12 protein-coding genes, 1 pseudogene and 1 riboswitch are annotated in these 13,172 nt (G+C 35.6%); of the genes and pseudogenes, 2 read left to right on the top strand and 11 right to left on the bottom strand.

Annotated features, from left to right (window positions below; genetic code table 11):
* Positions 1-58 precede the first annotated feature (58 nt).
* The 5 genes from D7D81_RS07790 to D7D81_RS20090 all read right to left on the bottom strand — a co-directional run bounded on the left by D7D81_RS07790 (position 59) and on the right by D7D81_RS20090 (position 6,881).
* Positions 59-2,548 carry a heavy metal translocating P-type ATPase gene (locus D7D81_RS07790; protein ID WP_125988863.1) on the bottom strand — a complete coding sequence of 830 codons (2,490 nt, stop codon included), beginning with the start codon at positions 2,546-2,548 and terminating at the stop codon, positions 59-61.
* A gap of 214 nt (positions 2,549-2,762) precedes the next feature.
* Positions 2,763-3,908 carry an ABC transporter substrate-binding protein gene (locus D7D81_RS07785; protein WP_125988861.1) on the bottom strand — a complete coding sequence of 382 codons (1,146 nt, stop codon included), beginning with the start codon at positions 3,906-3,908 and terminating at the stop codon, positions 2,763-2,765.
* A 147-nt stretch (positions 3,909-4,055) separates the two neighbouring features.
* Positions 4,056-5,189 carry a trans-sulfuration enzyme family protein gene (locus D7D81_RS07780; RefSeq protein WP_125988859.1) on the bottom strand — a complete coding sequence of 378 codons (1,134 nt, stop codon included), beginning with the start codon at positions 5,187-5,189 and terminating at the stop codon, positions 4,056-4,058.
* An 18-nt stretch (positions 5,190-5,207) separates the two neighbouring features.
* Positions 5,208-6,368, bottom strand: a complete 1,161-nt coding sequence (locus tag D7D81_RS07775; RefSeq protein WP_125988857.1) for a trans-sulfuration enzyme family protein — start codon at positions 6,366-6,368, stop codon at positions 5,208-5,210.
* Between the two features lie 66 nt (positions 6,369-6,434).
* A riboswitch (SAM riboswitch) is annotated at positions 6,435-6,542 on the bottom strand.
* A 213-nt stretch (positions 6,543-6,755) separates the two neighbouring features.
* The gene (locus D7D81_RS20090; RefSeq protein ID WP_286170327.1) at positions 6,756-6,881 is read right to left on the bottom strand and encodes a hypothetical protein; all 126 of its coding nucleotides are present in this window, start codon (positions 6,879-6,881) and stop codon (positions 6,756-6,758) included.
* A gap of 262 nt (positions 6,882-7,143) precedes the next feature.
* Here D7D81_RS20090 and D7D81_RS07770 point away from each other — a divergent pair, with 262 nt between their 5' ends.
* On the top strand, positions 7,144-7,452 hold the full coding sequence (locus tag D7D81_RS07770) for a demethoxyubiquinone hydroxylase family protein (protein ID WP_164522155.1): 309 nt from the start codon (positions 7,144-7,146) through the stop codon (positions 7,450-7,452).
* Positions 7,453-7,617: 165 nt separating this feature from the next.
* Here D7D81_RS07770 and D7D81_RS07765 read toward each other — a convergent pair whose 3' ends face one another.
* The 5 genes from D7D81_RS07765 to D7D81_RS07745 form a co-directional block, all read right to left on the bottom strand.
* Positions 7,618-7,827, bottom strand: coding sequence for a heavy-metal-associated domain-containing protein (locus tag D7D81_RS07765; protein WP_125988853.1), 210 nt, complete (start codon positions 7,825-7,827; stop codon positions 7,618-7,620).
* 15 nt (positions 7,828-7,842) lie between these two features.
* Positions 7,843-8,163, bottom strand: a complete 321-nt coding sequence (locus D7D81_RS07760; RefSeq protein WP_125988851.1) for a YHS domain-containing protein — start codon at positions 8,161-8,163, stop codon at positions 7,843-7,845.
* Positions 8,160-9,206 carry a YVTN family beta-propeller repeat protein gene (locus tag D7D81_RS07755; protein WP_125988849.1) on the bottom strand — a complete coding sequence of 349 codons (1,047 nt, stop codon included), beginning with the start codon at positions 9,204-9,206 and terminating at the stop codon, positions 8,160-8,162. Before D7D81_RS07755 ends, D7D81_RS07760 begins: the two co-directional genes overlap by 4 nt.
* Before the next feature lie 56 nt (positions 9,207-9,262).
* Positions 9,263-9,529, bottom strand: coding sequence for a hypothetical protein (locus D7D81_RS07750; protein ID WP_125988847.1), 267 nt, complete (start codon positions 9,527-9,529; stop codon positions 9,263-9,265).
* Between the two features lie 76 nt (positions 9,530-9,605).
* On the bottom strand, positions 9,606-10,220 hold the full coding sequence (locus tag D7D81_RS07745) for a methyltransferase family protein (protein ID WP_205739374.1): 615 nt from the start codon (positions 10,218-10,220) through the stop codon (positions 9,606-9,608).
* Between the two features lie 511 nt (positions 10,221-10,731).
* Here D7D81_RS07745 and D7D81_RS07740 point away from each other — a divergent pair.
* A pseudogene (locus D7D81_RS07740) lies at positions 10,732-11,477 on the top strand (TSUP family transporter).
* Here D7D81_RS07740 and abc-f read toward each other — a convergent pair.
* Positions 11,474-13,138 (bottom strand): ribosomal protection-like ABC-F family protein, encoded by a 1,665-nt coding sequence (gene abc-f, locus D7D81_RS07735; RefSeq protein WP_125988845.1) that lies wholly within the window; start codon positions 13,136-13,138, stop codon positions 11,474-11,476. The pseudogene D7D81_RS07740 and the gene abc-f sit on opposite strands and share 4 nt — an antisense overlap.
* Positions 13,139-13,172: the final 34 nt, after the last annotated feature.

Below are 13,172 nucleotides of genomic sequence, written 5' to 3'. Positions count from 1 at the left end.
GTATATTTCCTTATCCCCCACATTTTAACCCTACTTTAGTTTAAAATTATCAATATGGTCAGTCTTGTTCATAACTAGGTTTAACATCAACCCTGCGCAGCATATTGGCATTAGTAATTACACTGATAGAACTGGTAGCCATTGCTATTTCTGCTATAACTGGATGTAGTAACCCTAATATAGCAAATGGAATAGCTATAGTATTGTAGATAAAGGCCCAAAAGAGATTTTGTTTTATTTTCCTGAAAGTCGCTCTGGAGAGTTTTACAGCTGTAATAACCGCCGATAAATCCCCGCGAACCAAGGTAATATCTGATGATTCAATGGCGATATCTGTTCCAGTACCAATAGCTATACCAACATTGGCCTGGGTTAAAGCTGGGGCATCATTGATACCATCCCCAACCATCGCAATTATACCAAACTCATCCTGTAGTTTCATTACCTCATCTACTTTACCATCAGGAAGAACCTCTGCTACAACATGATCAATGCCCACTTCTTTGGCAATTGCCTTTGCTGTTCTTTCATTATCACCAGTAATCATTGCGGTCTCCAATCCTAATTTCTTTAATTCATGGATAGCATTTACTGAATCTTCTTTCAAAGCATCAGCTACCGCAACTATACCCAGCAGCTTATCTTCAGAGGCCACTAACATAGCAGTCTTGGCTTCTTCCTCCAGGCGTATCATATCATTTTCTAATTCACCTGGATCTATCCCTGTTTCTTCCATTAGCCTACGGCTCCCTACCAGTATATCCTTACCGTCAATTTTGGCTTTAACACCTTTGCCCGTCACAGCTCCAAAGTCTTCTATGGCTTTAAGCTCCAGCTCTCTGTCTCTGGCACCATTTACTATTGCTACACCAAGGGGGTGTTCAGAGCCTGATTCAACACTGGCTGCCAGTTGAAGTAGTTCTTCTTCGCTGCTTCCATTGGCAGTTACCAGATCAGTAACCTCAGGTTTACCTTTTGTTATAGTACCTGTTTTATCAAAAACAATGGTATGGACATCTTTCATTATTTGAATTGCCTCACCCTTGCGGATTAAGACCCCATTTTCTGCACCTATTCCACTACCTACCATCAGGGCTGTTGGTGTCGCCAGTCCTAAAGCACAGGGACAGGCAATAACCAATACCGCAATAGTTGCAAAGATAGCCAGAGTAAATACCCCTAATGTTGGATTAACCCAGGGTAAAAAGCTTTGAGCCCAGAATCCAACACTGCGGAATATATCTGGGAATAACAGCCATAGTATAAATGTTACTGCGGCAATAATCAAAACCGTTGGCACAAATATCCCCGTGATTCTATCAGCAAACTCCTGAATAGGAACCTTGGTTCCCTGTGCTTCTTCTACCATTTTAACTACCTGTGATAAGAATGTGTCTTTACCTACTTTAGTAGCTTTTACTTTTATCATACCGTTTTGATTTACTGTTGCACCAATTACTTCATCACCAATAGTTCTTTCAATAGGCATTGATTCACCAGTAGCCATTGATTCATCGACTGTAGTCTTACCTTCTACTATTTCACCATCCGTAGGAATTTTCTCGCCAGGCTTGATTAACATAATATTACCTGGTTGGACATCCTCTATTGCTACTTCTTTTTCTTCACCATCTACAATAATAGTAGCTGTCTTAGCTCCCAGTTCAAGTAACTTTTTAATTGCCTGGGAAGCACGTCCTTTAGCCGTTTCTTCAATATACCTACCTGTCAAATGAAAGGCCATAATCATCGCTGAAACACCTGCATAATTGGCAATTGGTGTAAAGAATACTGCCGGACCAGTAAGAAAAGCTGCTCCAGTTCCTATTGCTATTAGTACATCCATATTGGCACTACCGTGACTTACTGCTCTATAAGCGGTTATAAAAGTTTTTCTCCCATATATAAACAAAGGTGGAATTGCTAATATTATCATACCCAAATCAAATATTACCATATTGGGCCAGGCTATACCCCAGACCATTTCAGGAATCATCCAGAGAATGATGGGTATTGTAAAAACCCAGGTGCCCCACATTTTATTTTGGGCATCTTGAACCTTCTTTAAATCCTTTTCTTCATCACTACTAGTAGTTTCATCACCTTCAAAACCCACAACCTCATACCCAGTTGCAGTTACAATCTCATTAAAATCCTCTCTCGAGAGTACAGAAGGGTCATATTCTACTGTGCCTTTTTCTGAGGCAATATTCACACCGGCCTCATATACCCCATCTGTTTTATTTAAGGCTTTTTCGACTGCCGCGGCACAACTGGCACAGGTCATACCACCAATCTTAAGTATCACTTTTTCTCTTTCTTCTTTTACATCATACCCTGTTGCCCGTACTATTTCAGCTAATTTTCTCTCATCTATTATAGATGATTCATATTCTACATAGGCTTTTTCAGCTGCAAAATTCACCTGTGCCTGATGAACCCCTTTAGCCTTATTTAAAGCCTTTTCTACGGTCTGAGCACAGCTGGCACAACTCATACCCTCTAATCTTAATGTTGCTTTGTTTAAATCTATTCCTTTGCCTGCCATTATCTTACACCTCCGTATATGTTATCACAAATCATTATATACTTGGTACCCCTATGAGGTATCATATGTACACAATATACCATTTTTATTTTAGTTTGTCAAGTAAATATAAAATAAATTCATACCTATAGGTTTATTTAGGACCAGGCTCTGGCTGAAAACAATTTGACTTACTGTATATATTTTATTATTTTGTATTTATCTCCAGTAATAATTACCTTGTATAGTCTTTTTCTATATGCCATTTACCATCTTTAACAACCATTATTTTATATTTCCGTACTACATCTCCTTTATCAGTAAACTTAATTCTACCAGTAACTCCAGTATAATCTATCTCAGCCAATACATCACGAATATTTTTGCGATTTGCACCAGCTTTTTCAATAACCTCTGCTAACATCATAGCAGCATCATAGGCAGTGGCAGCATGTAAGTTCGGATCACGGCCAGCTCTTTTTCTAAACTCACTAAGGAACTCCTGTACTATTGGATCCGGGTCATTTAAAGCAAAGAAGGTATTAGTTGCCATTCCTTCTACAGCTTTTCCCCCCAGATTCAGTAGAGCATCAGAAAAAACAGAACTCGGTGCTAATTTCTTAATATCCCACCCCATTTTTTCAATCTGACGGGCAATCAAAGAAGTCTCATTATACATTGCAACTATAAATATACCATCAGGATTATCAATACGCAGTTTAGCTAAGATAGCATTAAAATCATTCTCTCCTTCAAAAAATGGCTGTGAATTAGTAATTTTCAATCCATTTTCCTCTGCAGCCTGAATAAACCTATCCTTAGTAACTACACCCCAATCATTATTAATATAAATAATAGCAGCTGAATCTAAATCAAGATATTCCTGAGCAATATACTTGACATTAAAAGGACCTTCAGCATCCTGTGTGCCGACAATACCGAACATATAACTACCAGAAGAAGCAAAGTCCGGATGGGATGCTGTTGGTGATAATTGAACCAACTCATTTCTCTCATAAATCGGGGCAGCCGCTAATGAACTGGTACTGGTAAAATCACCAATAACTGCAACTATTTCTTTGTTTTGCACAAACCTCTGAGCAATAATAGCTGCTTCCCGTGGATCACCTTTACTATCCATAACAACAATCTCAACTTTTTTTCCATTAATCCCACCATTTTCATTAATCTTATCAACTGCCATTAGAGATGCATAACGAAAGTTTTCTCCAAACTCAGCATAATTACCAGTAATAGGTGCAGACAGACCGATCTTTATAATATCTGATGCTGCTAAGACTGATGAATTCAAAGCAAAAACACCTAACAACAAGACAAATACTACCCCAATAGTTACAATTCCTTGATCTTTATTAAACACTGTTCATCTCTCCTATTTTAGATTATTTTTTTAATACAATGGTTGTTATTATTTTTACTCAGAATAAACTTCCCATGAAGTCTATAATTTTTCTATCACCATTATATAAGTATTCCTATCGTTTTACTATGTTATAAAATAAAAAAATTACTTTAGTGCCTTAGCAAAATCACTTAATAAGTCTTCAATCTCCTCTAAGCCAACTGAAACCCTGATCAAATTAGCTGTTATTTCCTGAGCTTTTCTTTCTCTTTTAGGTACATTGGCATGAGACATCTTAACTGGATAAGAAACAATAGTCTCGACACCTCCCAGACTAACTGCGACTACAGCCATTTTAACATTATCCATAAATCTTTTGGCCAGACTACCATCTTCTAGCTTAAAAGAAAGTACTGCACCCCCTCCATCAGCTTGTGATAAATGGATTGATTTCCCCTGATGACTGTCTAATCCAGGATAGAATACCTTTTTAACTTTTGAATGATCTGCTAGGTATCTGGCCAATTGTAGGGCATTTTTTTGTTGAAAATCCATCCTCACCTTCAATGTCTTTAGTCCCCTTAGCAATAACCAACAATCCTGTGGTCCTGCAATTGCACCAAAGCTATTTTGCACAAAATATATTCTTTTAGCCAGTTCATGACTATTTACTACCACTAATCCTGCTATAACATCACTATGACCACCGATAAATTTAGTGGCACTATGTACAACAATATCAGCACCAAGTTCTAAAGGTCGTTGGAGATAAGGAGACATAAAAGTATTATCTACAATTGATATTAACTTATGTTTCCCGGCAATCTTAATTGCACCTTTCAAATCAGTAATTTTCAACAAAGGATTTGATGGGGTTTCTAAAAATATAGCTTTAGTGTTTTTTTTAATGGCCGGTTCAATATTAGCTAAATCACTTGTATCTACAAAAGTCACTTCCAGACCAAAATTGTTAAAAAACTTAGTAACTATTCTATGAGTACCACCATAAACATCTTTACTTACCAGCAAATGGTCACCTGTTTTAAAGATTGATAAAACTGATGAAGTGGCAGCCATACCGCTAGAAAACGCAAAACCCTGTTTACCCCCTTCAATAAAAGCAATAGTATCTTCCAGCGCTTTTCTGGTTGGATTTCCCGAACGGGAATAATCAAATTTCCCAGGATTATCTATATCATCTTGATGGAATGTTGATGCCTGGTAAATTGGTATACTTAAGGCACCTGTAATTTTATCCACTGCTCCATTATTATGTATTAATTTACTTCCTATTTTCAATTTTGATACCTCCTAATTTTAATCAATACCCCAAACTAAAGCCTGTTCTAGATCTCTTATCAGATCATTAGCATCCTCAATACCTACTGACAACCTTAATAGTCTATCATTAACACCTAGTCTTTCTCTCATCTCATCAGGTATATCACAATGGGTCTGAGCAATAGGGTAAGTAATAAGACTCTCAACTCCTCCCAGGCTCTCAGCAAATGATATTATCTGGAGATTTTCTAGTACCTTCTTTACTATTTCTTTATCCTGTACTACAAATGATATCATGGCACCTGCGCCAGTCGCCTGCTGCCGAGAAATATCAAATCCTTGATGCTCCGCTAAACCAACATATAAAACTCTTTCTATATACTTATGTTCTTTCAACCACTGGGCAATTTTCAATGCATTTCTTTCTTGTTTCTCAAGTCTAATACCCAGGGTTTTTAATCCCCTCAATACTAACCAGCTATCAAAAGGGGACAAGACTGCTCCTGTAGTCTTATAAATCAAACTTAGCTGATCTATTATTTTTTGATCATTAGCAATCACAAAACCCGCTAAAGTATCATTATGACCTGCCAGATATTTCGTACCACTATGTACAACAATATCAGCACCCAATTCTATTGGACGTTGCAGATAAGGAGTTAAGAAAGTATTATCTACAACCATTAGTGCATTTGATTCTCTAGCCAGTTTAGCAACCTTTTTTATATCTGTAACCTTCATCATAGGATTTGATGGGGTCTCAATAAAGATACAACTAGTATTAGAACGAAGTTCTTGCAGTACATTTTCAACTTTACTGGTATCAACATAACTAAACTCCATACCTTGCTTAGTACATATCTCTTCAAATAACCTATAAGTACCACCATAAAGATCATCTGACACAATAATATGTTCTCCAGCAGAAAACAAGTTGAAGACTGCTGTAATACCGGCCATACCACTGGAAAAAGCAAAAGCCATCTTTCCTCTTTCCAGTTTTGCTATGGTGTGTTCAAGCTCATCTCTAGTTGGATTGCTAACCCTACTATAATCAAATCCTGTAGATTGATTCAGACCAGGGTGTTTAAATGTTGCTGTTTGGTAAATTGGGTAGCTAATAGCACCAGTATGACTATCATAACCCTTATCACCATGTACCAAAATTGTGTCCATACAATGATAATCCTCTTCCATCTTTTCACCACCTTTTATATAATAAAAAATCTCCCGTTTCAAGGAGGGGAGAAATTATTTAACATACTCCTATCTTGCAGTGAGCTACTGCAGGGTTTAGCACCTGATACAAAATAAAAATGTACTGGTTGCCGGGTTTCACAGGGCCAGTCCCTCCACCTCTCTTGATATGAGTGTTTTATCTGATTTTTTATATGATAACACTTATTTTGATATATGTCAAGTAATCTTATCAATTTACTAGGTTTTGTTTTGTGTTTACTATATCAAGACCATAATAGTTAAGGTTCCAGTACTATTTCTTTGACAATATCAAAGAATAAATCGTTAACCTCTTTTATCGTTAAACCAGCCATTTTAATTTTTTCCATAGTTCTTCGATTAATATTAGCTCCATAGCCACAGCCTTTCTCGCCATCTTCCCATCTCTCCTTTTTCCATCATACTTTTCCAGCAAGTCATAAAAATAGGTGCTATTCGATTATAACGTTTTTTTATCTTCATATCACCCATTTATATAACTTCCTTTATTCTACCTATTGTAATTATATCTACTGACTACTCCATCCTTTATGCCTATATACAACAGGACGCAATATATTCATTGGTATATATCGAGGATATATTTATTAAGATAAAAACTGAAGGTTTACATAAGTAAAGGAATAATGAGAAATAAAAGTGCAGTTGATATAAACATACAATATTAAATTAAACACTTTTATACTAATATAAACATATTATGATATATAAAATTATGAAAGGAGCTAAACCAATGGCTGATACTGAAAAACAAAATTATCATGATAGGTATTATCCTGGTGAAAATAGAGATAGAACAAATAATAATTTAACAACACTGGAATTATTAAGAATTAATTTGACGGGTGAACTGGAAGCTATCAACCAATACGAGCGACACGCCAGAATAACAACAAACCCTGAAGCCAGTATGTTATTTCAAGAAATAGCTAATGATGAGAAGCATCATGTTGCAGAACTAATGCACTTAATTATGGATTTAGACCCAAGACAAAGGGAAGAAATGATGAGAGAAATGGAAAGAAGAAGACCGGGGATGTAAAAGGAAGTTATACTTTTTCACGAACTTAATAATGACCAGGAATATTTTTAAAGATGATTACTCTTACATCACACATAAACAAACGATAATCTCTAAGAACAGAGATTATCGTTTGTTTTTCTAGATATATATAGGTTAAATTATTCTTAAGTATTCATCATTTAGTTATTTAACTTCGACAAATTCATAACCTGCTTCTTCTACGGCAGCCTTAAATTTTGCTTCATCTATTTCATGAGCCAATTCTAGTACTGCAGTACCTTTATCAGCACTTACATCTGCTGAAGTAACACCACAGAGAACCTCTAATTCTTTCTTTACATGTCCCTCACAGTGTCCACAACTCATTCCTTTAATTTTGATGATCTTCTGCATATCCTTCACCCCCTCTCACGATTTTTTGATATTCTTTATAAACTTATTTAAACATTCCTGTGAACAGAAGTAATAATCAATGCCATTTATATTCTTCTTAATAGCTACATCTTCTGCAACATTACTTCCACAAACCGGGTCCTTATACAAAGTTTGGCCATTAATCACTTGAAATTGAGAATTGAATAAACTTGTACTGCTACTGTCTTCATGATTGCCACCCGATTCGTAACGACCACTATTCCCATGATTATGACCACCACAACAACCTCCACCACTACCGTGCATCCAATACATTACTCCAGCAAAAATTAATATCCAGATAAATGAACTCATCGCTTAACCAGCCACTCTTCTACACTTATAAAGGTAATTTCATGTGGTTCTTCATCAACCTTAATACGAGCTGTTATCTGATAAGTCTCTGTGTCAATAATTATCACTTCATTATCTCGTGCATTAGTGACCACTACTTTATTACCATCAGGAGTAAATTCCAGGTGATTTGTATATTCACCTGCAGCTATATACCGTTCAAGCTGACGAGTTTCAGCATCAATTACTGCAACATTATTTGTTTTTCTATTGGCTGTCCAGATCTTTTTACTATCTGGAGAAACAATAACACCATGTGTCCCCTCTCCAACATTTATTTCATCGACAACTTCAAAGCTTCTTAAATCAATTACTGAGATACTATTTGATTCCCAGTTTGCAGTATAGGCAAATTGCCCATCAGGAGCAATTCTTCCTTCATTAGGACCATTACCAACAGAAATCCTGGCTGTTACTTCAAAGCCAGGTATTGAAATAACAGAAACATCATTGGACTCCAGATTTGTTAAAATAGCAAAGTTTCCAGCTGGATCAAAGTCTATATGACTGGGACTTTCCCCAATACCTTCTTTAATAACCGTAATAATCTCCTGTTTTTTTGTATCTATCACTGCTACCTCACTTTTTGAACCAGACGCTATTAAAATATACTTGCCATCTGGACTCATATCTATCCCATGTGCTGTACTATTAACTTTTAATGTCTTGACAAATTCATTTTTAGTTAGGTCATATATTTTTACTAAACCATTTTGGAAATCACCAGTATATAGATGCTTACCATCTGGAGTAATTTCAATTCCATGGGAAGCCTCTTCCCCTACTTTTATAGTATTAACTACTTTTTCGGCTGCAATGTCAATTACAGAAACAATACCACTTGCTGCATTTGGTATATAGGCCAATAGTTTCTTATCTTGATTAATATCCCACCTAAAACTATGACCGGATTCTCTCATACCATTGATTGTAATTTCAAGATATTTCGTTTTCTCTGAATAAAATCTTACACCATTAATCATATTATTATTTATTTTAATCAAAGCTATAGGATGATGACTAGATTCTCTTTCCCATTCCCAGCTAATGCTTTCACTATCTAATTCACCTTACTTTTAACTGTAATTAATTCTGCAAAATCGTGATCCAACAGATTCCCACTATGTGTAGTCATATAAACTCTAAATAACAGTTGTTCAGCTGGAATTTTATCTGGATTTATAAATTCTACATCTAAAGTGACACCTGCTGCATCTGAACTTCTCACCCAATCCTCTCCACTGGCTAAAGCCGTTACCGCTAAAGTAAACAGAACCATTAATGCAATACCAAGACTAAATATACTTTTTGATTTAATTTTAAGCATCTACCTCACCTTTTCATAAATTATTTTTGATATAAATTACTCTAAGTATTGGTTTGATAAAATAACTGTTAGATGACTATTTATTAAAAAATGGTATAAAAGCAGGTGTAGTTTTCATGTATGCTAGATACTCTTCACCAAATTCTTCTATCATTACTTTTTCTTCTCTTTTGGCCAGTCTATAGTAGCTTACAAGTAAGATTGGAAACATAATTAAAGTAATAATTGTCGGCCATTGTACTAACATACCAACCATCATTAAAAAAATGCCGAGATATTGGGGATGGCGAATATATTTATATATCCCATCTCTCACTAAACCACCCTGTCCTTTAAATATTTTTCTCCAACCTATTGCGATTATGATCATACCTATGCCAAATAATAATCCTCCAATTTGACAGACCAGTAAGGCTTTATCTTCACCAACACCTAATATTGCCAGCAAATGTCCATTTGTATGTTGGTATGGGTTAAAAACTGGTATTCTATAACCAAAAACTGATGTTATTAAATATATTGTTAATGGAAAACCATACATCTCTGCAAATAAAGCTACAAAGAAACCACCTGTTACACCCATTGATCTCCATTCATACTTCTTTTTGGGCTTGATAAAACTTAATAGAAAGACTATCACAAAGAGAAAATTAAAGATAACAGCGCCCCAAAGACCGTAATCATATCTCATTAAATTACCTCCATCTACCATTTGTTTTACGGGGTACCCGTACATGGTATTTTATAAATTATAAGATAACATTTATTATTGGCCTAGTCAAGTGTTTTTTATATTATTTAATCAAATTTTAATATTAAAGTTATCCTGAATATGTAAAAAGCAGGCTAAGCTTGCCTTCAAGTTTTATTCAATTATAGTGGAAATACTGGTATTGTACTGGCTATAATTACGGCAACCAGAGGTAGTCCTTACCTCGAATGGTTTTGTAACTCTAATCTCTTCAAATAAAAGACTTATAAAATTTCCGGGTATAACTTTACTGTCAAGAATTATGAACAGCCAATAGAAGCACAATGTCAGCTGCCAAATTTATTGATATTTTGCTGTTACGGCCAAAAAAATTTCCGGTTAATAAAGAAGGAAAATAATATCACAGCTAGAATAATAAAATATATACTTATAAACAACATTACAGTAATTATCAATAGAAATATCATTTTTACTCAGGAGGAAAAAATAAATGGAAATAGTCTTTTTATGTCTTATTGCTTTTTTTGCTGCCCTGGTCGATGCTATCGCAGGAGGAGGGGGATTTTAACTATACCCTCACTATTAGCTGTTGGTATCCCACCTCATCTTGCCTTAGGGACTAATAAATTTTCTGCTTCCTGGGGATCTTTTACTAGCTCCTTTACCTTTTTCAAATCGAAAAAGATCTATCTACCCTTAATTAAATATGTTATTCCTTTTACCTTTTTAGGCGCTTCTCTGGGAGTTAATACTGCTTTAAAGATTAATCAGCAGTATCTAAAAATGATTGTCCTGATTATGTTATTCCTACTGGCTATTTATACCTCCTTTAAAAAAGATATCGGTATAGAAAATAAATTCACTGGTTTAAATCGCAAAAAGATTATTATTGGATGTATCATTGGTTTTCTTTTAGGATTTTATGACGGTTTCTTTGGTCCTGGTACAGGATCTTTTTTGCTATTTGCTTTTATCCGTTTTTTCGGTTTCAATTTTACGATCAGTACGGCCAATGCTAAAATATTAAACTTTACCAGTAATTTAACTTCCCTGATTCTCTTTGCCCTACATGGCAAAATAATCTACTCTATTGGTATACCGATGGCCATTTCCACTGCTCTGGGAGCACGCCTGGGTTCAAAAATAGCCATTAAACATGGCAGCAAGATCATTAAACCTATCTTTGTAACCATGTCAATGGCCATGGTAGTAAATTTATTAATTGAAACATTTTAAAGCTGATCTAGCTGGCTTTCTATTCTGGCAATCTCCTCTGCATCTCTGGCCTGTTCAAGCCGGGCTATCAATTCTGCCCTTTTCATTTTTATTAATTCATCTTCTAATTCCAGGCCAACTTTAAACTCTCCTTGTTTATATTTAAGAAAATCATTGTAGTTCCCCTGAAAACAATCCAGGCCATTATTAGTTAATTCCCAGATTTCATTTGCAATCTTTCTGGCAAAATACCTATCATGAGTGACAATCAGGAAAGAGCCCGGGTATTCCTTAAGTGCTGCTTCTATCCTTTCCCGGGAGACTATATCAAGGTGATTTAGAGGTTCATCAAGGAGTAAAAAATTAGCTTTACTTAGTAATAGAATTGTAAAAGCTACCCTGACCCTTTCTCCAATACTGAGATCACCTATTTTCTTAAAAACATCTTCACCTTTAAAAAGCATGGAACCCAGAAATGTCCTGATTAGCTCCTCTGACCTATCAGGAAGTTTCTCCTGTAATTCTTTTAAAACTGTATCTTGACCATGGAGATTGGCCATTTTTTGTGAAAAATACCCTATTTCTAAAGCTCTGGTTCGAAATATCTCACCAGTAGTAGGGTTTTGCTGACCGAGAATCAATTTTAACAATATAGTCTTTCCGATACCATTTTTACCCAAGAGAGCAATTTTACTCCCTCTGGAGATAGTAAAATTCAGATCCTTAAAGACCGGTTCTGATTGAAAACTTTTGCCTACCCCTTTACCCTGAATTATAATTTGACTGTGTAATTCTCTATTCTCAAACTCAGGATTTATCTCTTTATATTCAAATGGTTTTTCTTTTTTATCGAGTTGTTCCAGCTGGCTCCGCAAACTATCTACCCTTTTGGCCATACGACCAGTTCTCCGGTCAGATCCTTTCAATTGTTTCCAGAAAGAATCTGTTTTTTTTCTTCCCTTATCAGCTTTATTGACAAACTGCTGCTGTTTTTGTATTGCCGCTTTTAAACTTTTTTTCTCTGCATGATATTTTTGATATTCTCTTTTTTCCCTTTCCAGTTCTACTTCCCTCTGTTTCTGGTAATCACTATAATTACCTGTATATTCTTTAAGTTCCGCGTCTTCTAATTCCCAGACTTCTTTTACTACCTGATCCAGAAAATACCTATCATGGGAGACCAGTATTACTCCACCCTGGAATTTATTTAAGAAATTAGCTAACCAGTCCCTGGCCTCAATATCCAGGTGATTGGTAGGTTCATCGAGTATTAATAAGGCCGGTTCTTTAATTAACAACCTTATTAACTGGAGTTTAGTCTGTTCACCACCACTACAATTTCCAATCTGCCGGTCCAGAAAATCTGTTTCAAAGCCAAACTCTTTCATCAAACGGAGAAAACTACCGTAATCATAGCTTACCTCTGTGAAAAACTCTTCCACAGTCTGAACTGCCGGGTAATTATAATACTGGGGTAGATAACCCACCCTGGTATTTATAATAATCTGACCTTGATACTCCTTATCCTGACCACTAATTATTTTTAATAAGGTCGATTTCCCTGTTCCATTACGTCCAACAAAACCGACTTTATCTCCTTGATACATGTTAAAAGATATATCCTTTAATAATTGTCTGGCACCTATCCATTTATTCACTTCTTTAGTTTCTATTAATAACATAAAAATCTCTCCTTTTTAGCCGTATTCACACCAG

This window comes from Halocella sp. SP3-1 (assembly GCF_003953885.1).
In the GTDB taxonomy this organism is placed as follows: Bacteria; Bacillota; Halanaerobiia; order Halanaerobiales; family DTU029; genus Iocasia; species Iocasia fonsfrigidae.
This window is presented reverse-complemented; position numbering and strand designations above follow the sequence as displayed.